Raw genomic sequence first — 26,467 nt, 5'->3', positions numbered from 1 at the left:
TCTTGTACGACCTACGCAGAAGTACCGTGCCTGAACGCCGGGTGGGTGCCGCACCGGCCCTCACCCGGCTGCCGGGCTGAGATCGGTGGTCACCCCTCGGGCGTACCCAGCCGGCGTTCGTCCGCTGTGGTCGCCAGCCGCCGCAACTCCAGGCTGCCGACCCCGGACCGGGCCCGCACCGAATACCGGTCTCGGGTGCCGCGATAGCCCGGCTCACGGAGCACCCGCCCCGCGGCGGTCCCGTTGTTCGCCGTCCACGGTGTGGTGACCGACCCCGCGCCCTGGTCGAACCGCAGCCGGAACGGCGCATCGGTGTCGGCCGCCAGCACCGCCGTGCCGATCCCACCGGTGAACGTGACCGTGACCGTCCCGTCCGGCGCCGGCAGCCACACCTCGGCCAGACCGGACGTGCCCAGGTCGAGACGCTCGACCCGCCCGTGCCGGAGGTTCACCTGCTGCTCGCCGGCCCCGTCCGGCAGTGCGATCCCCCACCGGACGTCCCGGTTCAGCACGATCCGCACCTCGTCCAGCCCGTCGCCGCCGGTACCACGCAGGCCCACCACGACCCGCCCGCCACGGCGGGTGACGACCGGCGCCACGCCCGCGTCCGGTTCGGTGCTGATCCGGTACAGCAGTCCGGGAAGGGTCGCCGTCTCGACACGTACGCGACTCGCCGCGTCACTCACCGTGAGCCATGCTCCGGTGCGGTCGAGTAACGGACCGGCCTGGACCCGATCCGGCGCCGACGGCTGCGGCCGGGGCGGCGCAGGCGTGGGCGGGGTGCACCCGACCGCTCCGACCAGCATCGACAGACACGGGACGAGCACGCTTGAGTGACGGCGACGCAAGGCGAGGGGCACCATCGGACAACGGAGAATCGGCCGAACGGGTGACGGCGTTTCGTCCTGATCGAGACACACTTTCCGAGTGCGATCTGCCGGATTCCTGTCTGAACGTCAGCGCCGTTTCGCCTGGGTGGCCTTCTTCCTCTCGGCCTTCCAAGCGCCACTGGCGGCGAAGCTCGTCGATGACGCCTCATGGTTCTTCGCCATAGTCGTGTCACTCGTCGTAGCCACCGTGATCATCGCGGACGACTCTCAGCGTCGCCGCCCCCAGGCGGTCGACTACCCGGAGTGACCGGGTAACGCCTCGTGGCCGGGCCGCCCGCGTGTCCGGCGGTGTTCTTTGAGTTCCGCCTCGTACAGATGACGGCGCCCGCCGGCCAGACGATCCCGGGCGTCGCGTTCGACGGCGCGGAACTCCGCGTGGTACCCGTCGTCGAACTCCTCGACGATCTGGAACGTCCAGCGTCCCGGGACGACGTTGCGGCCGATCAGATCGTTCCGGATCCGGTCGGCCACCTCACCGTGCCCGGCCTCGGCGAACAACGTCACGGCCTCGTCCAGGGCGAAGTCGGCGCTGCCGATCAGCTGGTGCATCGTGTAGAGGTGGCCGCGGGCCCGCTCGACCGTCTCGAGCGCCTCGCTGAGCTTGCCGAGCGCCAGCACGGTCGTGTCGTCGAGCCCGTCCGGCCGCCGATGCTCCCGATCCGGCCCGTCGGCCGTCCGCTCACCCGCCGGGCGGTCCGCTGCTCGCGTCCCCGCCGGCCCCGCCGCGGCCCGCCCGCCCACCGCGCGCTCGCCGGTCTCCGCTTCTGCCACGGCACCTGTGTTCCCCGCGCTGCCCGCCTTGAACCGATCCGAGCGCTTTTCCGGACCGGTTCACCTTTCCGGGGTACGGCCACGGGCCCATTCGAGTCCGGGCACGGCCGCGGGCCGGTTCGCGCCCGGGCACAGCCGCGGGCCCGTTCGCGTCCGGGCACAGCCGCGGGCCGGTTCGCGCCCGGTACGGCTGCGGGCCGGTTCGCGCTTCAACCGATCCGCAACGGTGCGAGAAACGTTCGGGCACCCCGGGCTACCTAACGTTCTTCTCATGAATGGCCTGTTCAGCAACGCCGCCGCCCGCGCTGCTCAGCGCTCCGCCCACTCGTCGCTCGCCGACCTGACCGCCGTGGTCGGCATCAGCGGTTTCGCCGCCGCCGACGCCAACCCCGGCCTGATGTCGATCGTCGACCAGCACTCGGCCGGAGTCCGCGACAGCCTGTCGGCCGACAAGCGCCCGCTGACCGCGGTGCTGCTCGCCGCGTACGCCGAGGGTGTCCGCGACGCCGCGTTCCAGCACGGCTGGACGGCCCCCGAGGGCGAGATCGACTGGTCCGAGGACGACTGGGTACTCCGTCGCCTGCTCGCCGTCTGCGCGCTGGCCCGCACGCTGCCCACCACCCGCTGACCCGCCCCGACCGCACCGGGTCCGCCGCACGCTGAACCGGCACTCCTCCGACGACCGGGCTGCGTCCGCGTCCGGCCATCACTTCCCCGATGACCAGGCTCCGATCCGCCCCCGACGGCACCTCCCCGACGACCAGGCTCCGATCCGCTCCCGACGGCACTTCCCCGACGGCCGGGCTTCGGCCCATCCCTGAACGACCGACTCCCGACCGCCAGGGGCCGGCACCCACCAGGTGCCGGCCCTCAGTCGTACCCGCATCGCGCCGTAGGTCAGATGTTCATCTCGGCCTGGGCTTGTCCCGGGGCAGAGGCAGCGTCTCCGTCTCGTCGGTGTCCGGCAGGGGAACCACCTGGGTCCGGTCCCCCTCGTCGGTGTCCTCCACGTTCACCGACGCGTCCGGCTCCGGATCCGTGATCACGGTCGTCTCGCCGCTCCCCGGCCCCTGGGTGATCACCGCGTTCTCCGTCTCCCGGGTAGTGGCGGATCCGGCATCCCCGGTGGTGGTGTCCTCCGGCCCCTGAGCGGTCCGGCTCTCCGGCCGGACTCCGGGGGTGAAGACCGTCGGGCCGGCCGGGGCGGGCGCGATCGCGTCCGTGGTGATCACCTGGGTCTCGTCCGCCGACCGTTCCCGGGCTTCCGCCTCCGCGCGCTCCCGCTCCGCCCGGCGCGCCTCCTCGGCACGACGGTTCTCGGCGATCCGGGCCTCCTCGGCACGATGCGCCTCCTCCGCGGCTCGGGCCTCGGCGAGTCGGGCCACCTCCACAGCCCGTGTCTCCTCCTCGGCGAGGCGGGCCTCCTCGACTCTGCGGGCCTCCTCCGCGAGGCGGGACTCTTCGGCGAGACGGGCCTCCTCGACGATCCGTGCCTCTTCGGCCCTGCGGGCCTCCTCCGCGAGACGCATCTCCTCGGCTCGGCGGGCCTCCTCCTCGGCCGCGGCCCGGGCGCGTTCCTCCGCGCGGGCGCGGGCCTGTTCGCGGATCGCCGCCGATTCGGTCGCCGCCCGCTCCAGCCATCCCTCCCAGCGCTGCTGCATCGGCCGGACCAGACCGCCGCCGACCCCCACGATGATCACGCCGGCCACCGTGGCCAGGACGGTGATCAGCAGCGGACGGGTGACCGCCGTCGCGATACCCACCTGGTCCAGTGCCGCGATCACGCCTAAGGTGACGATCACGCCGGCCGCCACGCGGGCCAGCAGACGGGCCGTCCCGCCCACGCCCAGTACCGTCCGGATCAGGTCGTGGGCGGCACCGGCGATCGCGGCCGCCACCACCAGCACCACGACCGCCACGAACAGCTGCGGCAGCCACGAGATCAGGCCGGTCAACAGGTCGCTCACCGGGTTCGGTCCCCACAGCCCGAACGCCAGCTGGAGGGCGATCAGCATCACCGCCCAGAAGACCAGGCGACCACAGAAGTCGGTGGCCGCGGCGGTCCGGTCCTTCAGCAGGCGGCCGGCGATCCCCCGCTCGACGGCCCGGTCGAACCCGGCGCGGCGCAGCGCCTTCACGGTCAGCGTTCGCGCCAGCCACGCGAGTAGCCAGCCCACCAGCAGGATCAGGGCGAATGCCACCGCGTACGGCAGGAACAGCACCACCGATCGCCACATGTCGCTCAGCCCACGGCTCAGCCCGTCCCCGGTCATCCGCCCTCCTCAAGATCCTCGAGACGCCTTCCACGCCTCAACGAATCACCGGCCGGAGGATTACCCCGTAGCCGCCCGTGAATATCGACCGACGGCACTCCGAATACGCGGACACGGAAAAGCGACCGCCACGCCCCGTCCGGTGGATCACGCGGGAAGCGGGGCATCCCGGAGCACCGATGCCGCTCAGCTTGAGTTGATCAATGCCGTGACCGGTAACCATGCGATCGCTTCGCCGCGGCGACTCGTCGGCCGTGGACGGTGGTCGCTTTCAGCTCACGGATGAACCACAGCCGACGGCCGAGCCGGCCGAGCCGTCGGACACGGCTGTCGACAGGACGCGAGTCAGCCGTGAACGACGGCCCGGGAACACCCAGCCGTCACCCACAGGACGAATCGACGAGGCGAAGCGCCTCGCACCAGCACGCATGGTCGAGTAAGCAGCCCAGTCCATGACCGACGTCGCGCAATGACCGGCGGCGGTCGGCGGTCGGCGGTGCGGGCCGCCCCGGTCGGGACTCAGCCGGCGACTATGCGCAGGCGGTGCCGTCGATGGTGCAGCCGGTGGGCAGTGCGGAGGGCGCCCCGCCCAGCGTGAAACTGAACGTCGAGGAGCCGCCCGCCGCGACGGACGAACCGTGGAACGTCACCCGGGTTCCGGACTGGGACACCTGGACACCGCCGGACGCCGCCACGTTCTCGCCGCCGGGCACGGTCATCGTCACGGTCCAGTCGTCGGCGGCGGCGTCGCCCGCGTTCACCACCTGCACCGTGCCGACGAAGTCCGTGTCCGCCGAATAGCTGTAGAAGGCGCTGAGCACCGCGGCTCCGGAGTCCTCCGGGGCTGCCGAGGTCGCTTTCCGGGTGGGCGTACGCGACCCCGCGTGCACCGCCGGCCTGGTGACCACCGTGGAGGCGGACGGCGACGGCGACTTCGACGGGGTGGGGCTCGCCGACGCGGAGGCGCTGGGGCTCGCCTTCGACGGCGAGGCCGGGGTCAGGTCGGGCACTTCGACCTCGGTGGTGGACGGCGTGGCGGGGGCCGCGACCGGGGTGGTGGTCTCCTCCTGGTCGCCGCCGGTCAGCAGGAACCCGGCGCCGATCAGCGCGGCCACGGCTCCGGCGGCGACCGCCACCCGGATGCCGCGGCTACCCATTCCGGGGCGTCGGTGGCGGGCGTCCAGCAGCGGGTCACGGCCGGCGTGCGGTGCGGGTTCCTCGAACAGTGACAGTGGCGCGGCCTGCCCCCACGGTGAGTAGTCCGCGGGTTCGTCCTGCTGGTACGGCGGCAGTCCGTACCCCGGGGCGAAAGAGTCGGACTCAGTGCCCTGGGGCGAGGAAGGCGAGGAAGGCAAGGAAGGCGACGAGGGCGAGGAGGGCGACCAGGAGGAAGAGGGCGACGAGGAGGCGGGCGGCGAGGAGGCGGAGGACCGCCGCGGCACCGACGGCAACATGATCGTCTCGCCGGACTGTGCCCAGTCGGCGAGTGCCGCGTACCCGTCATCGGCGTGCCGGTCGTCGGCCGACGGGCCGTGCCCTGGATGGCCGGGCGGCACCGAGTGATCGACGACTCGGCGATCGGCGCCTGCCGTCGCCTGCTCCTGCTCCCCGGAGGAGCGCGTCACCCCGTGCGGTCGTTCGATCACGGCCGCGATGATAGGGGAACACGAATGATCTTCACCAAGATCAAACGGTAGTTGACCAGCAACTTTAAGTGATCTGACACGTCAAACGGGTACACCTCGCCGACACCCGATCCCCTCGGTTGGTCAATAACCGGACGGTCGGCCGGTGGGGCATCGTACAAACGGATTAGTCGGGATAGGCTTTCTGCATGGTCGGCTCGGCAGGAACAAGCTCGAGGGATCTCGGGTCCGACGGTCTGGGGACCGGCGGGCTCGGGTCTGGTGGGCTCGGGTCCGGCGGGTTGATCCCGGCCGGCATCCGGCCCTCCGGGATCTCCACTCTCCCCCTACAGGCCGCCGGTTCGCCGCACACCGGCATCGCCTGCGCCTCGATGGTGCACGCGTTCGACTGGTCGCGCACCGCCCTGGGCCCGATCACCACCTGGGACCCGGCGGTCCGCGCCGCCGTCGAGCTGATGCTCGCCTCGCCGGTGCCGATGATGCTGGTCCACGGCGACGCGTTCCTGGTCCTCTACAACGACGCCTACGCCGAGGTGCTCGGCGACCTGCACCCGGCGGCGCTGGGCCGTCCGGCCGCGCAGGCGTTCGGCGACGCGTGGGACCAGCCCGGCATGCGCGACGTGATCAGCCGGGTGCACCGCACCGGGCGGGCGGTCCTCGAGCCGGAGAGCCAGGTCGCCATCGCGCCCGGGCGCACCGAGCCGGCGTTCTACACCCGCGGGCATTCGGTGGTCCGCGACTCGCGCGGCGCGGTCGCCGGGGTCCTCACGGTCGCCGCCGAGACCACTCAGGTGATCCACCGGCTGCAGAGCCTGGGTGACCTGACCGCACGGCTGGCCGGCGCGCTCACCATCGACGATGTCACGCGCGTCGTTCTCTCGTACGCGATGGAATCCTTTGATCTGGATCATTGTGTGCTCGCGGTGGACGACGGCGGCACCTATCGCTTCGTCCGGCGGATCCGGGGGGAGATGCTCGACGAGGCCGACGAACGCCTGCCCCCGGTCTGGCGGCGTGTCAGTGACGACACCGCGCCGCTGGTCGAGGCGGCCGAGAGCGGCCGGGCCAGTTTCGTCGCCGACGGTGAGCCGCTGGCCGCCGTCGCCACCGACCGGCACGAGCGCCGGGTCCGCGCGCTGGCCGTGCTGCCGCTGCGCACCCCGTCGCTGCGCGGTGCGTTCACCGTCGGTTTCACCCGTGCGCACGCCTGGCTGCCCGCCGAACGCGCCCTGCTCACCGCCGCCGCCGCCCTGGTCGCGCAGGCCGCCGAGCGGGCCCGCCGGTTCGAGGCCCAGCACGGCACCGCCCAGCTGTTGCAGCGCAGCATGCTGCCGGAGCACCTGCCCGAGTTGGACACCTTCCGGATCGCCGCGCGCTACGACGTCGGGGTCGACGGCAATGCCGCCGGTGGTGACTTCTACGACGCGTTCCGGCTGCTCGACGGCCGTCTCGCGATGGTTCTCGGCGACGTGGCCGGGCACGACGTGCGGGCCGCCGCGGTGATGGGCCAGGTCCGGGCGGCCCTGCGCGCCCTGGCGCTGACCGATCCGTCGCCGCCGAGCGTGCTCGCCGGGCTGGACCGGCTGGTCGGTTCACTCGGTGCCGAGTCCCGCAACGAAGAGATCTTCGTGACCGTGGTGTACGGCGTGCTGGACCCCGCCGACGGCACGATCACGCTGGCCAGTGCCGGTCATCCGCCGCCCGTGCTGCGCCGGGCCGGGCAGGGTGGCGAGCCGGCCACCGCCGAACTGGTCAAGGTGCCGCCGGGTGCCCCACTGGGCCTGGGTGGGCGCTGGCAGACCGGTTCGCTGCTGCTGGAGCCGGGCGACACGATTCTGATGTTCAGCGACGGCGTGGTGGAACGCCGCGGGCGCCCGCTCAACGACGGCCTGGACGACCTGGTCGCCGCGGCGGCGCATTCGGCCAGTGGTGACCCGCGCAACATGTGTTCCCTGGCCACCTCCGCGGTCGAGGGCACCACCGACGACGACGTGGCGGTGCTCGCCGTGGAGCACGCGCTGGCGATGAGCCGGGCCGCGACCATGCTGGTGGCCGCCGAGCCGACCGGCCCGAGCCGGGTCCGCCAGTGGATGACCACCCGGCTGCGGGAGTGGTCGGTGCCCGAGGCGGTGATCGGCGCGGCCATCCTGTGCACCAGCGAGCTCACCACCAACGCGCTGCTGCACGCCGGCACCCCGGCCCAGGTCCACATCGACCTCAACGCGGAACGCCTGCTCGTCTCGGTCGCCGACACCGGCACCCGGGGCAGCGTGATCCGGGCCCGGACCGACACGATGGCCAGCCGGGGCCGGGGTCTGGGGCTGATCGAGGAGCTGAGCGACTCGTGGGGCACCGACCCCACGGTCCGCGGATCGACGGTCTGGTTCGAGATGTTGCTCGGGGGTAATGGGCGGGCATGATTGCCGCCCCTGACTTCCACCCATGGAGCTGACGCTCTCCGACGGGCTGTTCGCCCTGGCCGGCGGGAGTGCCCTGCTGGCCGGCATCCTGCCCCGCATCCTGGAACGCCGCCCGATCTCGATGCCGATCGCCTTCCTGGCCCTGGGCCTGCTCGTCTTCGGCCTGCCGCTGGGCCTGCCGGACGCCGATCCGCTCGCGCATCCGACGCTGACCGAGCACCTGACCGAGATCGGCGTGATCGTCGCGCTGATGGGCGCCGGGCTGAAGATCGACCGGCCGTTCGGTCTGCGCCGCTGGGCGTCGACCGGGCGACTACTGATCATCGCGATGCCGGTGACGATCGCGGCGACCGCCCTGCTCGGCTGGTGGTGGGCCGGGCTGGCGCCGGCGGCCGCGCTGCTGCTCGGCTCGGCGCTGGCCCCGACCGATCCGGTGCTCGCCGCGGACGTGCAGGTCGGCGAGCCGACCGACGAGGAGGACTCGGAGGACGAGGTGCGGTTCGCGCTGACCTCCGAGGCCGGGCTCAACGACGGGCTGGCGTTCCCGTTCGTCTACGCCGCCGTCGCGATCGCCACGCACGGTCTCGACCCGGCCGGCTGGCTCGCGGAGTGGGCGCTGAAGGACGTGCTGTACAAAGTGGCCGTCGGTGTCCTCGGTGGCGCGCTGATCGGTCACGGGCTGGGCAAGCTGTTCTTCCGTGCCCGGCGGGACTCGCTGCGGCTGGCCCGGCATTCCGAGGGTTTCCTCGCCCTGGCTGCGACCTTCCTGGCGTACGGGGTGGTCGAGGTCGCCGGAGGCTACGGCTTCCTGGCGGTGTTCGTGGCGGCGCGGGCGATCCGGGCGGCGGAGCGGTCGCACGAGTACCACCAGGTGCTGCACGATTTCGCCGAGCAGACCGAGCGCCTGCTGACCGTGCTGCTGCTGATGCTGCTCGGTGGCGCGGTGGTGGGCGGGTTGTTGACGGCGTTGACGTGGCAGGCCGCCCTGACCGGACTGGTCCTGATATTTCTGATTCGCCCGCTGACCGCCTTCGCATCCCTCCGCGGCACCCCGGGGTCCACATCGGAACACTGGGTGATCGCCGCATTCGGTATCCGTGGCATCGGATCCTTTTATTACTTAGCGTACGCAGTTACACACGCCGACTTCCCGGGTATGGAGATCGTCTGGGCGACGGCCGCATTCGTGGTCGTCGTGTCCGTTGTGCTGCACGGAATCGCGGCCACTCCGGTGATGCGTTACCTGGATCACTCAACCGCTCACACTGTGTAGTATTTTTACCTCGCAAATCGGACAATGGACCGTCCGGTAGTGACGAAGAGTTATCAGTGCCGTAGAGTGCTCAAGTAACTGGGGATGTCCACCATGGAGCGGCTCATGCGGATCAGAGGCTATGCACCGTTGACACCTTGCTGGGTGGAACTGGCGAGCGCGGACCCTGCGCGCGCGTCACAGTTCTACGCAGAGTTGTTCGGATGGGAGTCAGCGGGTGATCGGTTCAAGCTCGGGGGACGTGCCGTCGCCGGCCTCACCCGGAGTGGGCCCGACCGGCCGGAGGGCTGGCTGACCCACCTCAGCGCACCCGACCTCGAGGAGGCGCTCGAGCAGGTCGCCCTCTCCGGCGGCCACCTGCTGAGCCACCCTGCCGAGGCACACGGCGGACGCCGGGCGATCATCGCCGACCCGTCCGGCGCGGTGCTCGGCCTCTGGGAGCCCCGCGAGTTCGGCGGCTCGCAGGCGCGCGACGAGCCCGGCACGATGTCCTGGCCCGAGCTGATCACCGACGACGCGAACACCGCGGCCCGGTTCTACGGTTCGGCGTTCGGCTGGCTGCTGCGCCACGAGTTCGGCACCGGCGAGTGGCTCAACCAGGCACACGACGCCATCGCCGGACTGTCCGCGGGTTACCGCGGCGGCTGGTGGCGCGCCGCCTTCCAGGTCGAGGACATCCAGTCCGCGGCCGACTACTGCGAGCGCCTCGGCGGCGCGGTGCTCTCCGAGCCGGTCGAGACCGGGCTGAGCGCCTTCGCCGAGCTGCGTGACCCGTTCGGCGCGCGTTTCACCGTGGTGGCGCCGGTGCATCACCCGGTCGAGTTGACCGTCTCGTTGGGGGCTCTCCCGGCATGGGAGTGACCCACCACGGGTAATGACGGTGTCATGTCCGATCAGACGAACGCCGACACCGGCAACACCATCAAGGATCCCAGCGACTGGACGACCGGCGAGGAGCCGGCCACCGGAGCGCAGGAGTCCTACCTGCACACCCTCGCCGCGGAGGCGAAGGAGGATGCACCGGAGGGCCTGACGAAAGCCGAGGCCTCCCGGCGGATCGACGACCTGCAGGAGAAGACCGGCCGCGGCAGGTGAGCGGCCCGAGGAGCGACCGGCCCGATCAGGGCCGGTCTTCTTTTTTGCCCGGCGAGCGTCAACCCGGGTTGACGGGCGCCGACTGTCAACGTACGTTGACAGCATGACCGAAGCGACCGACCTCGCCGCCGCCGCGAGCAGCACCGACCCCCGGGTGGGCCTGCGGGCGGTCGTGGCGTTGCGCCGACTGCTGGAGGGCCTCGAGCATCTGCAGGTGGCCAACGCCCGCCGCAAGGGCTGGTCCTGGCAGGAGATCGCCGACGCGCTCGAGGTGACCCGCCAGGGCGTGCACAAGAAACACGCCAAGCTCGTTCCGCCGCACGACCCCCGGGAGGGCTAGATGTTCGAGCGATTCACACAGGGCGCCCGCACCGCGGTGATCGGCGCCCAGACCGAGGCCCGCGAGCTGGGACACCCCGTGATCGGCACCGAACACGTGCTGCTCGCCCTCGTCGCCGACGAGGCCGGCCCGGTCGCCGCCACCCTGCGCCACCACGGCGTCGACCGGGCCGGCGTGCGCTCCGCGATCATCCGGCACCTCGGCGACCAGAGCACCGAGGCCTCCACGGTGGCCGATCGTGACGCCGAGGACGCCGCCGCCCTCAAAGCCATCGGCATCGACCTCGACGCGGTCCGCGCCGCCATCGAGGAGAACTTCGGGGCCGGTGCCCTGCGACTCCCGCACCCCGCGCCGAAGAGGAGGGGACTCTTCGGCCGCTTCCACGCCGGCACCGGCCACATCCCGTTCTCGCCGCGGGCCAAGAAGGTGCTCGAGTTGTCCCTGCGCGAGGCCGTCCACCACAAGCACGACTTCATCGCCCGCGAACACATCCTGCTCGGCCTGCTCCGCGAGGGTTCCGGGCTGGGCGCCCGCATCCTGACGGAACGCAACGTCGACGTGGCGGCCCTGCGCGCCGAACTGACACGGTCCCTCAACACCAGGGCGGCATGAAACCCACGATGGGGTACGCGACCGAGCACAGTCCCGGTCAGACCAGCCGCAGGCGCATCGACGGGTCAGCGGTCCGGGCGAAACCGAGCGAACGGTAGAGCGGCTCGGCCTCCCCGGAGGCGCGCAGGTCCAGGGTCCGGAGGCCCTGGTCGCGGTACCACTGGAGCAGCCCGGTCATGCACGCTCGCGCATAGCCCCGCCGCCGCATGTCCGGATCCGTCGCGACGCTCATCACGTAACCGACGCGCCCCGACGGGTCGACCGGATTACCCAGCCGCTCCTCGATCAGGCCGACCGCGCAGGCCGCCAGCCCACCCCCGTCCGGACGGTCCACCACGTAGGCGGCAAGCGCCGGCACCGGTTCGGCGAGCCGCCGGGCGAACGACTCGCGAACCGGCTCCCGCCAGTCGTCGTTCCAGCCCTCGCGGTAGGCCTGGCTCAACATCACGGCCCGGAGACGGACCAGTTCGGCGGCATCATCGGGAACAGCTCGGCGACTCGACACAACGGCACCCTAACGCGCGCCTCCCCGGGCTGGGCTTCTTTCAGATTTGAAGGGTATCGTCGGGGTATGGCCGAACAGCTCAGCGCGAACCAACTCGAGCACTGGCGCACGTTCATCGAGGGTTCGTGGGCACTGCACACCCGCCTCGAGGACGAGTTGCGCGCCGCCACCGGCTTGAGCATGAACGACTACCACGTCCTGGTCGCGTTGACGGAGGCGCCGGGCCGCCGCATCCGGATGGGCGAACTGGCCAACCGGCTGGTGCTCTCACCGAGCCGGATCACCTACCAGATCACCTCGATGGTCAAGCGCGGGCTGGTCCGCAAGGAGAACTGCTCCGACGACGGGCGGGGCCAGGAGGCCGTGCTCACCGACGAGGGCTTGGAGACGTTGCGGGCGGCGGCGCCCGCCCACCTCGCCACCGTCCGCGCAAGCTTCATCGACCACGTCGACGACGAGGAGCTGGCCGCGATCGGCCGCATCTTCGCCAGAGTCCGAAAGGCGTGACCGGCAGGCCACCCTCATCGTCACGGAGCAGTCCGGGACCGCTCCGGCCGGACCTCGATGACACGGCTCACTGATTCTTCAGATTTAAAGCAGCACCCTATTATTTCAGATTTGAAGGAGCTATGCTGGGGCCCTCGAAGTCAGGAGGGCTTGAGATGCCTGCAATCACCGTCGATGACGTTCTCGTTCTGCCGCGACTGCCGGAGCTGGATCCGGTCGCGACGGAGTTCCGGGCGGTCCGCCGGCTCACCACCGCGCCGCAGGGATACGAGGGTGAGGGTTTCCCGGTCCGGCGGGCCTTCGCCGGGGTGCCGGTCACCGAGCTCGACCCGTTCATCCATCTCGACCAGATGGGCGAGGTGGATTACGCGCCCGGCGAGCCGAAGGGCACGCCGTGGCATCCGCACCGCGGGTTCGAGACGGTCACTTACATGATCGACGGGATCATGGACCACCAGGACTCGCTGGGCAGCGGCGGCTCGATCGCGAACAGTGACACGCAGTGGATGACGGCCGGCAGCGGGATCCTGCACATCGAGGCGCCGCCGGAGCACCTGGTCACCAGCGGTGGACTGTTCCACGGCCTGCAGCTGTGGGTCAACCTGCCCAAGGCAGCAAAGATGATAGACCCGAAATATCAGGACATCAGGGGTACGGCTGCCGCCCTCCTCACCACACCGGACGGCGGCGCACTGATCCGCGTGATCGCCGGTGAGATCGCCGGACACGCCGGACCGGGGTCGACGTTCACGCCGATCAACCTGGCGCACATCACCATGGAGCCGGGCTCCCGCCTCGACCTGCCGTGGCAGCCGGACTACAACGCCCTGGTCTACGCCCTGTCCGGCGAGGGCTGGGTGGGCACCGACATGCGGCCGATCCATCTGGGACAGCTGGCCACATACGGCCCCGGTGACGCGATCCGGGTCGAGGCCAAGACGGCACTGGACCTGTTCGTGATGGGCGGCCGGCCGATCCGCGAGCCGGTGGCGCAGTACGGGCCGTTCGTGATGAACACCAAGGCCGAGCTGAAGCAGGCGTTCGAGGACTTCCAGAAGGGGCGCCTCGGCGTCATCCCGGCGACGAAACTGCCGCACACCGACTGAGCATCGGTTCTCTCACCGCGCGGGCGGGTGTGGCTGATATCGGCGCACCCGCCACTCGCCGCCCTCGGCGGTGCCGGCGTAGATCTGTTCGATGCGGTTGCGGGCCGCCGCCTCGGTGGCGAAACGTCCCCGCTCCTGCGTGCCGAGCCGCAGATCGCGGTCGAGGATGACCTCCCAGCCGCCGGATCCGGCCGCCTTCTCCAGGCGCAGGAGCGACACCGGCCCGGGGTAGACGCCGGGAAAGTGCAGCCAGGCCGCTTCGTGGAGTTGCGGGGCACCCCGCGGTCGCCGTTTCATTCGCACAAGTGTACGAATCAAGCGATCTTTGTCGACCCCGGCCGTCGCGTACGCCCGTGGGCCCGGACGAGGTGACCGGTGCTCAGTGATCGGGGCCCGGGAATCCTGGGGCAGGCAGGAGAGGTGTGGCGGAAGGCGGGGAGTAGTGGCTCGTACCCCCTGACAAGTGTGAGAAAGACGCCTGGATCAGGACATCAGGAGCATCGCGGCGGTGCCCATGACGACGAGGAAGAGGACCGCTATGAGCAGTCCTTTCTCAGCGGCGTCGGCGGTCTCGGTGACGGGCGTGCTGACCAGGGGCTCGGCGCTCATGGGGTCCACTCCTGATGACGAAGGGATGCGGGGTGCGTGCGGGAGGCTTACGGTGAGGGCGTCGTCGACCTCGAAGGGGCTGCTTTGCCGCTGCACGAATGGCTTCTCACCGCTGCCGAGCGCGGCAACCCGGACACCTCCATACCCACATGGAACACCGGAAACACTGCCGAGCCTCTGATTCATGGGCGAAAGTACTTCGATCGGCTGGTGAGTGAAGTCGAGGCTCTTTCGGAGGGCGACCACCTGTTCTTCACCGACTGGCGGGGCGACCCGGACGAGCTGATGCGTGACGACGGTCCGTCGATCGCGGAGCTGTTCGCGGCGGCCGCCGCCCGCGGGGTGATCGTCAAAGGACTGTTGTGGCGCTCGCACATGGACAAACTCGCGTACAGCGAGGAGGAGAACCGGAACCTCTCCGACGCGATCGAGGAGTCCGGCGGTGAGGTGCTGCTGGACCAGCGGGTCCGCCGGGGCGGCTCGCACCACCAGAAACTGGTGGTGCTACGGCATCCGCGACACCCGGAGAGGGACGTGGCGTTCGCCGGGGGCATCGACCTGTGCCACAGCCGGCGCGACGACGCCGAGCACCACGGCGACCGGCAGGCGGTGCAGATGGCGAAGGCCTACGGCCCGACGCCGCCCTGGCACGACGTGCAGCTGGAGTTGCGCGGCCCGGTGGTCGGCGCGCTCGACCACACGTTCCGGGAGCGCTGGAACGACCGGGTGCCGCTGGACCAGAACGGTCCGGTGTCCACGGTCGTCGACCGGCTCAAGCACGAGGACATGAGCCCCGACCCGCTGCCCGAACAGCCGCCGGACCCGCCCGCGTGCGGTCCGCTGACCGTGCAGGTGTTGCGCACCTACCCGGCGATGCGGCCGCCGTACGGTTTCGCGACGAAGGGCGAGCGCAGTGTGGCCCGCGGCTACACCAAGGCGATCAAGCGGGCCACCCGGCTGATCTACCTCGAGGACCAGTACCTGTGGTCCAAGGAGGTGGCCCGGCTGTTCGCCGAGGCGATGCGGGAGAACCCGGAGCTGCACCTGATCGCCGTGGTGCCGCGGTACCCGGACGTGGACGGCGCGTTCGCCCTGCCGCCCAACGAGGTCGGCCGGGAACAGGCGATCGACCTGTGCCGGCAGGTCGACGCGGACCGGGTGCACGTCTTCGACCTGGAGAACCACGAGAGCACGCCGATATACGTGCACGCCAAGGTGTGCGTCATCGACGACGTCTGGTGCAGCGTCGGCAGCGACAACTTCAACCGTCGATCGTGGACGCACGACAGCGAGCTGTCCTGCGCGGTCGTCGACGAGGACGGGCGTTTCCCGCGGGACCTGCGCCTGCGGCTGATGCTCGAGCACCTGGACCGCAAGGACGGCGACGACGAGGACCTGATCGACCCGGCGTCGGCGGTCCGGGTGATGGCCGACGCGGCGGACCGGCTGCGGGAGTGGCACGACGGCGGCGGGCAGGGGCCGCGGCCACCGGGCCGGCTCGTCGCACACCGGACCGGGAAGCTGCCGTGGCATCAGAAGCTGTGGGCGGTCCCGGCGTACCGGATGGTCTACGACCCGGACGGGCGGCCCTGGCGGGACCGGCGTTCCGGGACCTGGTGACGCCACTCGACCGGCACCAGGATCGGGCCCGCCTCGGCCAGCCGGACCGTCCAGGCGCTCATCGGCGGCCGGCCCAGTGACTCCCACCGGCTCACCAGCGCGTCGGCGACCGCGGCATACCGGTCCGGCTCTTCTCCGGTGGCCAGCACGGCGCCGGCGGGTGTGACGACGGCACCGCCCGTGCCGGTCCCGTCGAGCACCACGACGTCGTTCGACGCGTGCGTCACGCGGCGGTGCCAGGCGCCGGCCGCGTACCAGAGATCGCGGTAGGGCAGGCCGGTCAGCGGCGGATCCCAGCGCGGCGGGACCGCCTCGACCAGGTCGGTCAGCCCGGCGACGGGCGCGGGATGGCTGCCCGGGTGGCGGGCGGTGAGCGGGCCGGCGGCACTCATGAAACCGGCCGGGCAGATCACGGTCGCGGTCAGCCCGGTGCGGTCCGGGCGGACCGCCAGCACCGGGTGCACGCCGGCGTGCTCGACCGGCGCGATGATCAGGCCGTCCGGGGCCAGCCGGTCCAGCCAGTGCGGGGAGATCCCGGCGACGCCCACGGTCACGATGATCCGGTCGTACGCCCCGGCCGGGCCGCCGGTGTAGCCGTCGGCGATCTCGACGCGGACGCCCGTGGTGCCGGACCGGGCCAGGGCGGCACGTGCCCGTTCGGCGACGTCGGCCTGCACGTCCACCGTGGTCACCGCCGCACCGAGGGCGGTGAGCAGCGCGGCGTTGTACCCGGTCCCGGCGCCGATCTCCAGCACCCGCATCCCCGGGCGCACCTCGAGTGCCGCCAGCATCACCGCCATCAGTGACGGCTGGCTGGACGAGCTGACCGGGCGGCCGTCGCTGAGCTTGGTGACCAGCACCTCGTTGCTGTAGACCGCGGGCAGGAACTCCGGGTCGGCGGGCATCACCAGGCGGCCGTCCCGGCGGTGGAAGCCGTCCGGCACGAAGACCTCGCGGGGCACCGCGGCGAACGCGGCCGCCAGCTCCGGGCTCAGCGTCACCCCGTCGTGCCGGATCAGGTCCAGGTAGTGCCGGCGGGCATCGTCCATGAATGTCAGTCTGCCGCCGCGGCCACCGCGGCGCTCAGTCGTTCCGGGACGTCGCCCGCATGGTACGGCCATTCGGCCGGTTCGATCTCGTCGAGGAAACCGGCGTAGGTGACCGCCGCCTGCAGTGCCGCGACCGGCCGGATCAGGGCGGCCGCCCCCACCGGGTCGCTGCCCGGACGGCTGTCCCGCCACCGGTCCGCCCAGGCGGTCAACGGTCCGGACGCGTCCGCGGCGGAGTCCAGCGAGTCGACGAGACGCAGGATGTCGTACGCCGGATTGCCCACCCCGGCATCCGCCCAGTCCATGATCACCGGTGGTCCGTAGTTGTCGATCCGGATGTTGCCCGGGTGCAGATCGCCGTGGATCAGGGTGTCCGGCAGACCGCAGGCCTCGATCCGCCCGAGTCGCCGCGGCAGGCCCTCGACCAGCTGCCGCAACCCGTCGAGCCGGTCGAAGAAGGGCAGCGCGACCGCGGCGATCTGGGCGATGTCCGGCCGTTTGTCCGGCAGCCCCGCCTTGATCATCTCGTCGGCCCAGCCGGCGAAGTGCTCCTGCACCGGGTGGAACGAGGCCGCCGCCTCGTCGCACACCTCCGGCCCGGCCCCGTAACAGTCGTCGCCCGGCACGTGCGCCAGCAGCATCCGGCCCTGCTCCCCACCGGCCAGCAGGCAGGGGGAGATCCCCGGCACCACCTTGTCGACCAGGGCGAGAACGGCCTTCTCATGAGCCAGGAACGGCGGGACCTGCTTGAGCCAGGCGACCGGGACACCGTCCGGCCCGTCGAACCGCCACAGCGCGGACAGGTTCCAGGTGCGCTGCTGATGTGCGATCGCGTCGACGATGCCGATCCGGTCCAGGGCGCCGGTGGCCCAGGCCAGCGAGGCCGCCGGACCGCCGATCTCGGCGTACGGCGCACGCTTCGGATGATCGCCGAAGTCGGCGTCCACCGGCAGCAGGCCGGCCGGGCGGTCCGGCGTCACCGCGAGGTACGTGACGTGACCGCCCGGCGGACGCTCCCGGTCGGCGCTCAACAGCCGCAGCACGGTCACGTCGACCCCGGCCTCCGCCACGATCTCGCCGACCTCCTGCCACCAGGGGGCCGCGACGGTGAACGGTGGCAGGGCACCCAGCAGGTGCCCGGCCGGATCGGTCAGCACCAGAGTCACACTTCGCGTCACCGATCTATTCTCGCGCGCAGGTACGCCCGATCGGCACGGCCCAGTAAACGCAGACGGGCCATCCCCCCGTCCGGGAAGATGTCCAGGCGCACGTGGGTCACCTCGGTCCGCACCCGGACCGGGAACCGGTGCCGGGTGTCGCGGCGCAGCGCCTCCCGCGGCAGCACCTCGAACCAGGCGTCCGGGTCGACGCGGGAATCCATCCCGGTCAGCCGGGCCGCACCGGGGGCGTTGCCCTTGAAGTGGCTGGTGTCCAGCTCGGCGAAGCGCAGCCGGGCCGGGGCGGCCAACCGGACGACCACCCAGTCGTTGCCGTCGTCACGGCGGCGCGACGTCTCCCAGCCGTCCCCCATGTTCTGCGCCAGACCGGGCATCAGCATCCGCTGCGGATTGCCGTAGAACATGTCGCTGCAGTCGACCACCGTGGCGCCGTACTCGGCGGCGGCCACGTCGAACACCTTCGGCAGCAGCTCCGGGTCCGGAACCACCTCGCCGTGCACGCGCAGCCGGGCCACCCCGCCGTCCGGGAAGATGTTGAGGCGTACGTGCGTGAACCGCCGCCCGTCGTCGACCGGGAACAGGTTCGAGCTGTCCCCCTTCAGCGGCGAGCGGCCCAGCAGCGGCTGCCAGTCCGCGGCGGCCAGCTCGTCCGGGCCGGGATGGCCGGGCAGCGCGACCGCGTCGACCGAGGCGAACGGCGGGAAGTTGCCGGTGAAGAACGCGGTGTCGATGTCGAAACCGCGGATCACGCCGGGGGCGCCGAGCCGTACGACGGCGAAGTCGTGCCCGGCCTCGCGGCGGCGACGGGTCTCCCACCCGTCGTACACCTGGCCCTTGGTGTCGAACGTCCGCGGCGCGTGCCCGGGTGCGGTGGGCAGCACCAGATGGTCGGCGGCCGCGAAGAACTCGTCGTTGGCGACCACGACACCGCCACCGAAGGCACGCGAGGCGAGGTCGGGCAGGGTGGTGAACTCTTCTGGCATCAACGCTCCTGACGCACGAGGAACCTTCCACCGGCGTCGTTGCCGGAAACCGGACGCCCGCGCAGCCACGTCGCGGCGACCACGCCCCGCAGGGTCCGCCCGGCGTAGGGCGTGACCGGGTTCTTGTGGTGCAGGGCGTGCGGGTCGACCACGAACGTCGCCTCCGGGTCGAAGGCCACCAGGTCCGCATCGGCACCGGCGGCGATGCGGCCCTTCCCCCGCAGGCCCACCAGATCGGCGGGACGCTGTGCCATCCAGCTCACCACATCCGCGAGCGTGTGGCCACGGTCCCGGGCAGCGGTCCAGATCACCGGAAGGCCCAGCTGCACCGACGCGATGCCGCCCCAGGCCGCCGCGAAGTCCCCGGTGTCCTGCCGTTTCAGCTCGGGCGTGCAGGGCGAGTGGTCACTGACCACGCAGGTGATCAGGCCGTCGGCGAGGGCCTGCCAGAGCAGGTCGGCGTTCGCGGCGTCCCGGATCGGCGGGCAGCACTTGAACTCGGTCGCACCGTCCGGGACCGTGCCGGCGTCCAGGGTCAGATAGTGCGGGCAGGTCTCGGCGGTCACGCGTACCCCCGCTGACCGGGCCGCACGGATGAGAGGGAGTGCCGAGGCCGCGGAGAGGTGGAGGATGTGCACGCGGCGGCCGGTCTCGCGGGCCACCCCGATGGCGGTGGCGACGGCCGCGTGTTCGGCGGCCTCCGGGCGGGAGGCGAGGAAGTCCGCGTACGCGGGCGACCCGGCCGCCTCCCGCAGGTGATCCGGGTCCTCGGCGTGCACCACGAAGAGCGCGTCCACCGAGCGCATCGCCAGGTCCAGTCGGGCGGCGTCCACCGGCGGGAACTCCGGCACGCCGGAATCCGCGAGGAACGCCTTGAAACCGAACACCCCGTCGGCGTGCAACCCGGCCAGGTGGCCGTGGTTGCCGGGGATCGCGCCGCCCCAGAAGCCGACGTCGACGTGGCACTGACCGGTCGCCGCCTTCTGCTTGACGTGCAGCGCGGCCGGGTCGACCGTCGGCGGCAGGCTGTTCAGCGGCATGTCGATGATCGTGGTGACGCCACCGGCCGCGGCCGCCCGGGTGGCCGACGCGAACCCCTCCCACTCGGTCCGCCCCGGCTCGTTGACGTGCACATGCGTGTCCACCAGGCCGGGCAGCAGCGCGGTGTCGCCGAGGTCGACACCGTCGCCGGGATGGTGGTAGTCCTCGACGGCCACGATCCGGCCGTCCGCCACCAGAATCGATGCCGGCCGCTCCCCCTCAGGGGTGACCACCCGGCGGGACCGCACCACGAGATCAACCATGGCCGCACCCTAACCACGGTTTGTTTCCTGTTGACATCCATCATCCCGCCAGTAGGGGATGCCGTCACCGCAGGTAACCGAGTACCGTCCCCGCCATGCTGCGAAGGTGGAGGCTGGCGGCCCTGTGGGCCGTCTGCGGCGTGCTGATCGCCGCCGTCAAGTTCGGTGCCGGCGCCCCGACGACCGCCGCGGTCGTCCTGGTCGTCTTCCTGGTCCTGGCGTACCTGTTCTCACCAGGCGCGTTCCCCCGTCCCGAAAGCACCGCCGACGCCGTCGCCGACGGCCGCCCGGTGGTCTACTGGCGTCCCGGATGTCCGTTCTGCCTCCGGCTGCGGGCCCGGCTCGGACCGGACGCCGCCCAGCTGCACTGGGTGGACATCTGGCAGGATCCGGAGGGCGCCGCCGTCGTCCGTGGCATCACAGGCGGTGACGAAACAGTCCCCACTGTGGTGATCGCCGGCGAGGCCCACGTCAATCCGGACCCCGCCTGGCTCCACGACCGCCTGACCGTTCCTTCTTAGACACTCACCAGTTCACCGGTCCGGGCCGGCTGCTGCAGCCAGCCCAGGAACCGGTCGAACATGACGGCCGGCGAGGCCGGCACCAGGTCACCCATCGCCTGGTCGAGGTTGCCGGACATGTACATCGCCAGCCAGATCCGGTCGTCGCTGCCGGCCAGATCGTCCCGGGCCGGTGCGCACGGCCAACTCTGACCACACTCCCGGCAGTCCCAGGACGGTCGTTCCGCCATGTGCTCGACCGCCTGGATGACCGGGCTATCCGCGACACCCGTGCCGCGCTTCCATGTCATTCTCACTGTTGTCGATTCCTCTCCCCGCGTCCCGTCGCGCACAGTGATACTCAGTGGATCAGAGAAAGGTTCGACGCGGGTCCATCTTTGGCCTATCGCGAGCGCTTCTTAAGAGCTACCTAAGGGTACGAGCCTCAACTCCCCCACCACAGCATGATCAGCACCCCGCCTGCGGCGGCTACCGCCGGTAATCGGCACCTCCCCCACCGCGAAGACGTGACGCCACCGGTCTGACGAGAGACTTGCGGCATGACTTCACTTCCGGCGTACGCGGTCCCCGGCATCGAGCCGGCGGCCGGCACCGTGGGACAGGGCGGCGTCAGCTACCGCGGCGACCACCTGGCCGGACTTCCGGCGGTCGCGGCGGTCCTCGACCGGCTGCCGGACACCCTGATCGCCCCGGCCGGGCCGGACGAGGCCCGGACCGAGTTCCCGATCACCCGGGCGGATCTGGCCGCGCAGGTGCACCTCGGCACCGGCGACGGGCTGCGGTGGGGGCTCGGCTTCGACGACGAGGTGGGCGCCCTCGTCCACCGCGCGTACGCCCGGCACCTGGGACGTGACCTGCCCTACTGAAGCCCTACTGAAGGGCCAGCAACTCGGCGCGGGTGAACCCGGCGTCGGTCAACGCACCGCAGTCCAGCCCTCGCAGCAGATATCCGGCCAGGGCGCGGGCGGTGGCCGGTTCGTCGAGGATGCCGCTGTCCTGCCGGTCCAGGTACCGCCGCAGCCGGGTCACCGCGGCGTCCCGGCCGTCCCTGAAGAACTCGTACGTGGCCGCGTAGCGGGTCGGCAACTGGGCCGGGTGCAGGTCCCAGCCCTGGTAGTAGCCGCGTTCCAGCGAGCGGCGCACGAGCCGGCGGTGCAGCGCCCAGGCCTCGTGCACGGCGGACCGGTCGCCGACCGGGAGGATGTTCGTGGAGCCGTCGGAGAGGCGCACACCGGTCTGCGCGGCGGCGGCCTGCATCACCGCCTTGGCGTAGTCGGCCACCGGATGCTCCATCGACTGGTACGCCGCCGCCACTCCGGCCGCCGCGCTGTAGTCGTAGGTGCCGTAGTGCAGTCCGGTGCACCGGCCGTCCGCGGCGGTCAGCAGAGCCGCCACCGTGGCGGTCCCGTCGGCGGACAGGACCGCGGACGGCAACTCCACCTGGATCTCGAACGTCAGGGTGCCGGTGCTCAGGCCGTACCCCCGCTCGAGTCTCTCGCAGAGGGTGACCATGGTCGCGACCTGGACCGGGCCGCTGACCTTGGGCAGCGTGATGATGAAGGTGTCCTGATAGGAGTCGAGGAAGAGGTCGAGCGTGCGCAGCGCGCGGTGCCGGGTGGCCGCCTCCAGTGATTTGATCCGGACACCGACAAACGGTGGTCGCGGGCCTGCCGCGAGGATCCCGGCGGCCTTGCGGACCACGGCGTCCTCCTGCGCGTCGTCGCGGACGCCGTAACCGTCCTCGAAATCGACGCGCAGGTCCTCGATCGGCTCGCGGTCGAGCTTGGCCCGGATCGCCGGGTCCGACCCGGGGAAATCGTGCTCGTCCATGGCGGCCAGGGCGATCGCGCCCCAGTCGCGGAAGTCGTCCAGGCGGTCCGCCGGGACGTAGACGGTGTGCACGGGTTGCCGCCCGGCGCGCTCCCCCGGGTACCGGGATTTCAGGAACGCGTCGTGGGCGGCCAGGCGCCCGTCGATCTCGGAGTAGTCATGATCGGACAGGCGCATGGGGAACCTCAATCGATCGAGTCGTAGGCCGCGGTCGTCAGGAAGTCGGCGAAGTCGTCGGCGAGCGCGACCCGTTCGAAGAGTTTGCGGGCGTCGTCGAAACGGCCGGCGGAACCGGCCGTGGCACGGATCGTGGCGAGTTCCTCGTCCACGATCCGGGTCACCAGTTCGGCGGTGACCAGCGTGCCGTCGTCGAGGCGTACCCCGTTGTGGATCCACTGCCAGATCTGTGAGCGGGAGATCTCGGCGGTGGCCGCGTCCTCCATCAGGTTGTGGATCGCCACCGCGCCGTTGCCGCGCAGCCACGCCTCCAGGTACTGCAGGGCGACGTTGACGTTGTTGCGCAGGCCGTCCGCGGTCGGCGTGGCGCCCAGGCTCGCCACGTCGAGCAGGTCGGCGGCGTCGACCGCGACGTCCGGGCGCTGCTTGCCGAGCTGGTTGGGGGCGTCGCCGAGCACCCCGGTGAAGATCTCGGCGCAGATCGGCACCAGGTCGGGGTGGGCCACCCAGGAGCCGTCGAAACCGTCGCCGGCCTCCCGCTCCTTGTCCTGGCGCACCTTGACCAGGGCGACCTCGTTGACCTGCGGGTCGCGGCGGCTCGGGATGAACGCCGCCATGCCACCCATCGCGAACGCGCCACGGCGGTGGCAGGTGGCCACGAGCAGTTCGGTGTACGCCCGCATGAACGGCGCGGTCATCGTCACCGCGGCCCGGTCCGGCAGGATCATCGACGGATTGTCGCGGAAGTACTTGATGATGCTGAACAGGTAGTCCCAGCGGCCGGCGTTGAGCCCGGAGATGTGCGGCCGCAGCGCGTGCAGGATCTCCTCCATCTCGAACGCGGCCGGGATGGTCTCGATCAGCACGGTGGCGCGGATGGTGCCGACCGGGATGTTCAGCCGCTCCTGCGCCCAGGTGAAGACGTCGTTCCACAGCGCGGCCTCACGGTGCGACTCCATCTTGGGCAGGTAGAAGTACGGGCCGCTGCCGCGTTCCAGCAGTTCGGCCGCGTTGTGGAAGAAGTAGAGGCCGAAGTCGACGAGCGCGCCGACGGCCGGTTCGCCGTCCACCGGCAGGTGCCGCTCGTCCAGGTGCCAGCCGCGCGGGCGCACCACGATCGTCGGGTACGGCCCGCCGTTCAGCTCGTAGGTCTTCTTCTCCGTCGCCAGCGAGATGGTCCGCCGGATCGCCTCGTAGAGGTTGCGCTGGCCGTCGACCACGTTCGCCCAGTGCGGGGTGTTCGCGTCCTCCAGGTCGGCCAGCCACACCTTGGCGCCAGAGTTCAGCGCGTTGATGGTCATCTTGCGCTCGGTCGGGCCAGTGATCTCCACCCGGCGGTCCCGCAGGTCGGCGGGCGCGGGCGGGGCGGACCACTCGGCGGCCCGGATGTCCGCGGTCTCGGCGAGGAAACCGAGGGTGGCGCCCGCGGCGATCTCGGCCCGGCGGGTGGCCCGGGCCGCCAGGAGTTCGTCGCGGCGCGGCCGGAAGCGCCGGTTCAGCTCGGCGACGAACGCCACCGCCTCGTCGGACAGGATCTCGGTCATCGTCACGGCTCCTCTCGGTGCTGCTTCAGGGGACGAGCCGGCGGTGGGCCCCGCGCGCCGCACGGGTCAGGGCCTCCTCGTCGGCGTTGACCAGTCTGCCGTCCTCGACGACCGGTGCACCACCGACAAGCGCCAGTCCGATCGGGGCCGGCGGGCCGAACACCAGGGCGGCGAGGCGGTCGTCGATGCCGTCGTGCCCGGGGCCGTCGAGACGCCACAGCACCAGGTCGGCCAGCTTGCCCACCTCGATCGAACCGATGTCGTCCTGCCGGCCCAGGCAGCGGGCCCCGCCCATGGTGCCCAGGCGCAGCGCCTCCCGCGCGTTCATCGCCGTCGGACCGCCGCGCATCCGGGCGGTGTAGAGGGCCTGCCGCAGTTCGGCGCCCAGGTGCGACACCTCCTGGGAGGCCGCGCCGTCCACGCCGAGGCCGACCGGCACCCGGTGGTCGAGCAGTTCCCGGACCCGGGCCATGCCGGCGCCGAGACGGGCGTTCGAGCTGGGGCAGTGCGCGACGCCCGTGCCGGTGGCGCCCAGCTTGGCGATGGCCGCGTCGTCCAGGTGTACGCCGTGCGCCAGCCAGACGTCGTCGCCGAGCCAGCCGACGCGTTCCGCGTACTCGACCGGGCTGCAGCCGAACTGTTCACGGCAGAACTGCTCCTCGTCGTCGGTCTCGGCGAGGTGGGTGTGCAGGCGGACGCCCTTGCGGCGGGCGAGCGCCGCGGCCTCCTCCATCAGCCGGGTGGTGACCGAGAACGGCGAGCAGGGGGCGACCGCGATCTGCAGCATCGCGTCCGGGGACGGGTCGTGCCAGCGGTCGATCGCCGCCTCGGTGGCTGCCAGGGCCTCGTCGGTCTCCTCGACCAGATGGTCCGGGGGCAGGCCGCCGTCCTTGCGGCTGAGGTCCATCGAGCCGCGGGTCGGGTGGAACCGCAGGCCGATCGTCCGGGCCGCCTCGATCTCGGCGCCCAGCACGTCACCGCCGTCGCGGGGGAAGACGTAGTGGTGATCCATGCTGGTGGTGCAGCCGGAGAGGGCGAGCCAGCCCAGTCCGGCGGCGGCCGCGGCACCGACGATCTCGGCGTCCAGGCGGCCCCATACCGGGTAGAGCGTGGTCAGCCAGCCGAACAGGGTCTCGTCGAGGGCGAGCCCGCGGGTGGCCCACTGGTAGAGGTGATGGTGGGTGTTCACCAGCCCCGGGGTGAGCAGGCAGCCGCTCCCGTCGATCCGCCGGGAGAAGTCCGTGAAGTCGTGCCGGCCCACGGCGGCGATCCGGCCGTCGTCGCCGACCACCACGTCGGCGCCGGCGAGCACCGTGTCGCCGGCGTCGACCGTGGCGACGGTGGCGTTCTCGATGAGGATCACAGCCACCACTCCGCCACCGCGGCCACCGCGTCGTCGCGGACCACGGAACCCTCGATCAGACCGTAGGGCCGGTCGCCCGCGATGAACACCTCACCCTCGTTGACCAGCCCGAACGGTGCCAGATCCACGAGATAGTGATGTTTGTTGGGCAGTGCCAGCCGCACCTCGGCCACCTCGGGACGTTCCTGGAGGACCCGGCGGCCCATCGCGTACAGCGTCTGCTGCAGCGAATAGCTGTAGGTGCCGACGAACGCGCCGGTCATCGCCGCCAGCGAAGCGTCGAACGACTCGCCCCATGCGACGTCCACCCCGGAGTGCCGCCACCGCGCGTCCACCGCCGTGGCCAGGATCCGGTCGGTCGCCTCCGGCAGCGTCGTGTACTCGTCCCGGACGAAGCCGTGGAACTCCGAATCGGTGGTGTTCAACAGGACCAGGCCGGTCACCCCGGACACCACCTGCTCGCCGTCGCCGGTCACGGTCACCACCGCGGTCCGGGTGTGGTCGCCGCGCCGCCGGAACGAGTGCGGCCCCAGACGCTCCCAGCCGATCGCCTCGACCGACACCTTCGCCCCGTGCACCTGCGGCTGGGACGCGACGAAGTGCCGGGCCAGGAGCAGCGCGAACTCCTCCGGCTCACCGGTGCCGTGCTTCTTCGCGAACGCGTACACGGTGTTCTTCATCGTGTCGGTCGGCAGCACACCGGCGTTGTCCCCGGTCAGGTGCGTGGCGGCCAGGTCGCCGGAGAGCGCGACGCTGACGGTGAAGTCCACCAGACCGTGGGTGTCGCCGTCGCGGTGCACCCGCACCAGACGCGTCTCCGCCTTGCCGTACCGGTTCGGTCCGAGCACGAT

28 protein-coding genes and 2 pseudogenes are annotated in these 26,467 nt (G+C 71.4%); 14 read left to right on the top strand and 16 right to left on the bottom strand.

Going from position 1 to position 26,467, the window contains the following annotated elements:
- Positions 1-89: 89 nt before the first annotated feature.
- Complete coding sequence (locus QSK32_RS32250; protein ID WP_245673923.1) at positions 90-686, bottom strand: hypothetical protein; 597 nt, start codon at positions 684-686, stop codon at positions 90-92.
- A 241-nt stretch (positions 687-927) separates the two neighbouring features.
- Here QSK32_RS32250 and QSK32_RS32245 point away from each other — a divergent pair, with 241 nt between their 5' ends.
- The gene (locus tag QSK32_RS32245; protein WP_045742102.1) at positions 928-1,137 is read left to right on the top strand and encodes a hypothetical protein; all 210 of its coding nucleotides are present in this window, start codon (positions 928-930) and stop codon (positions 1,135-1,137) included.
- Here QSK32_RS32245 and QSK32_RS32240 read toward each other — a convergent pair.
- Entirely contained in the window at positions 1,125-1,508 is a 384-nt protein-coding gene (locus QSK32_RS32240; protein ID WP_045742133.1) for a hypothetical protein, read from the bottom strand. The genes QSK32_RS32245 and QSK32_RS32240 overlap by 13 nt on opposite strands.
- A 424-nt stretch (positions 1,509-1,932) precedes the next feature.
- Here QSK32_RS32240 and QSK32_RS32235 point away from each other — a divergent pair, with 424 nt between their 5' ends.
- A complete protein-coding gene (locus QSK32_RS32235) occupies positions 1,933-2,289 on the top strand; it encodes a DUF6401 family natural product biosynthesis protein (protein WP_045742101.1) in 357 nt (118 codons plus the stop codon).
- A gap of 277 nt (positions 2,290-2,566) precedes the next feature.
- On the opposite strand, the gene QSK32_RS32230 is transcribed toward QSK32_RS32235, so the two are convergent.
- Together QSK32_RS32230 and QSK32_RS32225 are read right to left on the bottom strand one after the other, a co-directional pair.
- Positions 2,567-3,934, bottom strand: a complete 1,368-nt coding sequence (locus QSK32_RS32230; RefSeq protein WP_045742100.1) for a mechanosensitive ion channel family protein — start codon at positions 3,932-3,934, stop codon at positions 2,567-2,569.
- Between the two features lie 530 nt (positions 3,935-4,464).
- On the bottom strand, positions 4,465-5,580 hold the full coding sequence (locus tag QSK32_RS32225; RefSeq protein ID WP_285473981.1) for a cellulose binding domain-containing protein: 1,116 nt from the start codon (positions 5,578-5,580) through the stop codon (positions 4,465-4,467).
- Between the two features lie 188 nt (positions 5,581-5,768).
- On the opposite strand from QSK32_RS32225, the gene QSK32_RS32220 reads away from it, so the two are divergent.
- From QSK32_RS32220 to QSK32_RS45780, 7 genes and pseudogenes are all read left to right on the top strand, one after another.
- A complete protein-coding gene (locus QSK32_RS32220) occupies positions 5,769-8,000 on the top strand; it encodes an ATP-binding SpoIIE family protein phosphatase (RefSeq protein WP_083448970.1) in 2,232 nt (743 codons plus the stop codon).
- Positions 8,001-8,022: 22 nt separating this feature from the next.
- On the top strand, positions 8,023-9,273 hold the full coding sequence (locus QSK32_RS32215; protein WP_045742097.1) for a cation:proton antiporter: 1,251 nt from the start codon (positions 8,023-8,025) through the stop codon (positions 9,271-9,273).
- An 84-nt stretch (positions 9,274-9,357) separates the two neighbouring features.
- Positions 9,358-10,134 (top strand): VOC family protein, encoded by a 777-nt coding sequence (locus tag QSK32_RS32210; RefSeq protein ID WP_353051001.1) that lies wholly within the window; start codon positions 9,358-9,360, stop codon positions 10,132-10,134.
- A gap of 24 nt (positions 10,135-10,158) precedes the next feature.
- Positions 10,159-10,368, top strand: a complete 210-nt coding sequence (locus QSK32_RS32205) for a DUF3072 domain-containing protein (protein WP_285473980.1) — start codon at positions 10,159-10,161, stop codon at positions 10,366-10,368.
- 103 nt (positions 10,369-10,471) lie between these two features.
- Positions 10,472-10,708, top strand: a complete 237-nt coding sequence (locus QSK32_RS32200) for a hypothetical protein (RefSeq protein ID WP_045742095.1) — start codon at positions 10,472-10,474, stop codon at positions 10,706-10,708.
- Positions 10,709-10,918: pseudogene (locus QSK32_RS45585) on the top strand (Clp protease N-terminal domain-containing protein); the annotation flags it as partial.
- A 174-nt stretch (positions 10,919-11,092) separates the two neighbouring features.
- Positions 11,093-11,320 (top strand): annotated as a pseudogene (locus QSK32_RS45780) (Clp protease N-terminal domain-containing protein); the annotation flags it as partial.
- A 37-nt stretch (positions 11,321-11,357) separates the two neighbouring features.
- On the opposite strand, the gene QSK32_RS32190 reads toward QSK32_RS45780, so the two are convergent.
- Positions 11,358-11,825, bottom strand: coding sequence for a GNAT family N-acetyltransferase (locus QSK32_RS32190; RefSeq protein WP_045742093.1), 468 nt, complete (start codon positions 11,823-11,825; stop codon positions 11,358-11,360).
- A 66-nt stretch (positions 11,826-11,891) separates the two neighbouring features.
- On the opposite strand from QSK32_RS32190, the gene QSK32_RS32185 reads away from it, so the two are divergent.
- Together QSK32_RS32185 and QSK32_RS32180 are read left to right on the top strand one after the other, a co-directional pair.
- Positions 11,892-12,332: a MarR family winged helix-turn-helix transcriptional regulator gene (locus tag QSK32_RS32185; RefSeq protein WP_045742092.1), complete on the top strand. Its 441-nt coding sequence runs from the start codon at positions 11,892-11,894 to the stop codon at positions 12,330-12,332.
- 155 nt (positions 12,333-12,487) lie between these two features.
- On the top strand, positions 12,488-13,438 hold the full coding sequence (locus QSK32_RS32180) for a pirin family protein (protein ID WP_045742091.1): 951 nt from the start codon (positions 12,488-12,490) through the stop codon (positions 13,436-13,438).
- A gap of 12 nt (positions 13,439-13,450) precedes the next feature.
- On the opposite strand, the gene QSK32_RS32175 is transcribed toward QSK32_RS32180, so the two are convergent.
- Positions 13,451-13,735 (bottom strand): hypothetical protein, encoded by a 285-nt coding sequence (locus QSK32_RS32175; RefSeq protein WP_045742090.1) that lies wholly within the window; start codon positions 13,733-13,735, stop codon positions 13,451-13,453.
- 186 nt (positions 13,736-13,921) lie between these two features.
- Entirely contained in the window at positions 13,922-14,047 is a 126-nt protein-coding gene (locus QSK32_RS32170) for a hypothetical protein (protein WP_281179057.1), read from the bottom strand.
- A gap of 84 nt (positions 14,048-14,131) precedes the next feature.
- Between QSK32_RS32170 and QSK32_RS32165 the strand changes: the two genes are divergently transcribed.
- Complete coding sequence (locus QSK32_RS32165; protein ID WP_045742130.1) at positions 14,132-15,667, top strand: phospholipase D family protein; 1,536 nt, start codon at positions 14,132-14,134, stop codon at positions 15,665-15,667.
- Here QSK32_RS32165 and QSK32_RS32160 read toward each other — a convergent pair.
- The 4 genes from QSK32_RS32160 to allB are packed head-to-tail and all read right to left on the bottom strand — an operon-like array spanning position 15,616 to position 20,181.
- A complete protein-coding gene (locus QSK32_RS32160) occupies positions 15,616-16,716 on the bottom strand; it encodes a protein-L-isoaspartate O-methyltransferase family protein (protein ID WP_285473979.1) in 1,101 nt (366 codons plus the stop codon). The two genes, QSK32_RS32165 and QSK32_RS32160, sit on opposite strands and share 52 nt — an antisense overlap.
- Positions 16,717-16,721: 5 nt before the next feature.
- The gene (locus QSK32_RS32155) at positions 16,722-17,894 is read right to left on the bottom strand and encodes an aminoglycoside phosphotransferase family protein (protein WP_285473978.1); all 1,173 of its coding nucleotides are present in this window, start codon (positions 17,892-17,894) and stop codon (positions 16,722-16,724) included.
- Positions 17,891-18,877: an allantoicase gene (alc, locus tag QSK32_RS32150; protein WP_285473977.1), complete on the bottom strand. Its 987-nt coding sequence runs from the start codon at positions 18,875-18,877 to the stop codon at positions 17,891-17,893. The genes QSK32_RS32155 and alc overlap by 4 nt, the downstream gene beginning before the upstream one ends.
- Positions 18,877-20,181, bottom strand: a complete 1,305-nt coding sequence (gene allB / locus QSK32_RS32145) for an allantoinase AllB (RefSeq protein ID WP_285473976.1) — start codon at positions 20,179-20,181, stop codon at positions 18,877-18,879. The genes alc and allB overlap by 1 nt, the downstream gene beginning before the upstream one ends.
- A 95-nt stretch (positions 20,182-20,276) precedes the next feature.
- Here allB and QSK32_RS32140 point away from each other — a divergent pair, with 95 nt between their 5' ends.
- The gene (locus tag QSK32_RS32140; protein ID WP_045742085.1) at positions 20,277-20,702 is read left to right on the top strand and encodes a glutaredoxin domain-containing protein; all 426 of its coding nucleotides are present in this window, start codon (positions 20,277-20,279) and stop codon (positions 20,700-20,702) included.
- On the opposite strand, the gene QSK32_RS32135 is transcribed toward QSK32_RS32140, so the two are convergent.
- On the bottom strand, positions 20,699-20,992 hold the full coding sequence (locus QSK32_RS32135; RefSeq protein WP_083448968.1) for a hypothetical protein: 294 nt from the start codon (positions 20,990-20,992) through the stop codon (positions 20,699-20,701). The genes QSK32_RS32140 and QSK32_RS32135 overlap by 4 nt on opposite strands.
- Positions 20,993-21,241: 249 nt before the next feature.
- On the opposite strand from QSK32_RS32135, the gene QSK32_RS32130 reads away from it, so the two are divergent.
- Positions 21,242-21,568, top strand: coding sequence for a hypothetical protein (locus QSK32_RS32130; RefSeq protein WP_285473975.1), 327 nt, complete (start codon positions 21,242-21,244; stop codon positions 21,566-21,568).
- A 4-nt stretch (positions 21,569-21,572) separates the two neighbouring features.
- On the opposite strand, the gene QSK32_RS32125 is transcribed toward QSK32_RS32130, so the two are convergent.
- From QSK32_RS32125 to pucL, 4 genes are read right to left on the bottom strand one after another with little or no spacing between them, the layout of a single operon-like run.
- Positions 21,573-22,709: a DUF6986 family protein gene (locus QSK32_RS32125; RefSeq protein ID WP_285473974.1), complete on the bottom strand. Its 1,137-nt coding sequence runs from the start codon at positions 22,707-22,709 to the stop codon at positions 21,573-21,575.
- Between the two features lie 8 nt (positions 22,710-22,717).
- On the bottom strand, positions 22,718-24,253 hold the full coding sequence (gene aceB / locus QSK32_RS32120; protein WP_045742129.1) for a malate synthase A: 1,536 nt from the start codon (positions 24,251-24,253) through the stop codon (positions 22,718-22,720).
- 25 nt (positions 24,254-24,278) lie between these two features.
- A complete protein-coding gene (locus QSK32_RS32115) occupies positions 24,279-25,622 on the bottom strand; it encodes an 8-oxoguanine deaminase (RefSeq protein ID WP_285473973.1) in 1,344 nt (447 codons plus the stop codon).
- Positions 25,613-26,464: a factor-independent urate hydroxylase gene (pucL, locus tag QSK32_RS32110; RefSeq protein WP_245673925.1), complete on the bottom strand. Its 852-nt coding sequence runs from the start codon at positions 26,462-26,464 to the stop codon at positions 25,613-25,615. The genes QSK32_RS32115 and pucL overlap by 10 nt, the downstream gene beginning before the upstream one ends.
- Positions 26,465-26,467: the final 3 nt, after the last annotated feature.

The sequence above is a fragment of the Actinoplanes sp. NBRC 101535 genome (genome assembly GCF_030269225.1).
GTDB lineage: Bacteria > Actinomycetota > Actinomycetes > Mycobacteriales > Micromonosporaceae > Actinoplanes > Actinoplanes rectilineatus.
The sequence above is the reverse complement of the archived record's forward strand: the minus strand, read 5'-3'. Positions and strand labels throughout refer to the sequence as shown.

What these genes read in the sequence shown, in the direction of transcription:
- QSK32_RS32175 (WP_045742090.1), bottom strand. Translation starts at nt 13,735, where the DNA reads ATGAAACGGCGACCGCGGGGTGCCCCGCAACTCCACGAAGCGGCCTGG.
- QSK32_RS32235 (WP_045742101.1), top strand. Translation starts at nt 1,933, where the DNA reads ATGAATGGCCTGTTCAGCAACGCCGCCGCCCGCGCTGCTCAGCGCTCC.
- QSK32_RS32180 (WP_045742091.1), top strand. Translation starts at nt 12,488, where the DNA reads ATGCCTGCAATCACCGTCGATGACGTTCTCGTTCTGCCGCGACTGCCG.
- QSK32_RS32135 (WP_083448968.1), bottom strand. Translation starts at nt 20,992, where the DNA reads ATGACATGGAAGCGCGGCACGGGTGTCGCGGATAGCCCGGTCATCCAG.
- QSK32_RS32140 (WP_045742085.1), top strand. Translation starts at nt 20,277, where the DNA reads ATGCTGCGAAGGTGGAGGCTGGCGGCCCTGTGGGCCGTCTGCGGCGTG.
- QSK32_RS32130 (WP_285473975.1), top strand. Translation starts at nt 21,242, where the DNA reads ATGACTTCACTTCCGGCGTACGCGGTCCCCGGCATCGAGCCGGCGGCC.
- allB (WP_285473976.1), bottom strand. Translation starts at nt 20,181, where the DNA reads ATGGTTGATCTCGTGGTGCGGTCCCGCCGGGTGGTCACCCCTGAGGGG.
- QSK32_RS32210 (WP_353051001.1), top strand. Translation starts at nt 9,358, where the DNA reads ATGTCCACCATGGAGCGGCTCATGCGGATCAGAGGCTATGCACCGTTG.
- QSK32_RS32125 (WP_285473974.1), bottom strand. Translation starts at nt 22,709, where the DNA reads ATGCGCCTGTCCGATCATGACTACTCCGAGATCGACGGGCGCCTGGCC.
- QSK32_RS32185 (WP_045742092.1), top strand. Translation starts at nt 11,892, where the DNA reads ATGGCCGAACAGCTCAGCGCGAACCAACTCGAGCACTGGCGCACGTTC.
- QSK32_RS32230 (WP_045742100.1), bottom strand. Translation starts at nt 3,934, where the DNA reads ATGACCGGGGACGGGCTGAGCCGTGGGCTGAGCGACATGTGGCGATCG.
- QSK32_RS32170 (WP_281179057.1), bottom strand. Translation starts at nt 14,047, where the DNA reads ATGAGCGCCGAGCCCCTGGTCAGCACGCCCGTCACCGAGACCGCCGAC.
- QSK32_RS32220 (WP_083448970.1), top strand. Translation starts at nt 5,769, where the DNA reads ATGGTCGGCTCGGCAGGAACAAGCTCGAGGGATCTCGGGTCCGACGGT.
- aceB (WP_045742129.1), bottom strand. Translation starts at nt 24,253, where the DNA reads ATGACCGAGATCCTGTCCGACGAGGCGGTGGCGTTCGTCGCCGAGCTG.
- alc (WP_285473977.1), bottom strand. Translation starts at nt 18,877, where the DNA reads ATGCCAGAAGAGTTCACCACCCTGCCCGACCTCGCCTCGCGTGCCTTC.
- QSK32_RS32205 (WP_285473980.1), top strand. Translation starts at nt 10,159, where the DNA reads ATGTCCGATCAGACGAACGCCGACACCGGCAACACCATCAAGGATCCC.
- QSK32_RS32200 (WP_045742095.1), top strand. Translation starts at nt 10,472, where the DNA reads ATGACCGAAGCGACCGACCTCGCCGCCGCCGCGAGCAGCACCGACCCC.
- QSK32_RS32215 (WP_045742097.1), top strand. Translation starts at nt 8,023, where the DNA reads ATGGAGCTGACGCTCTCCGACGGGCTGTTCGCCCTGGCCGGCGGGAGT.
- QSK32_RS32160 (WP_285473979.1), bottom strand. Translation starts at nt 16,716, where the DNA reads ATGGACGATGCCCGCCGGCACTACCTGGACCTGATCCGGCACGACGGG.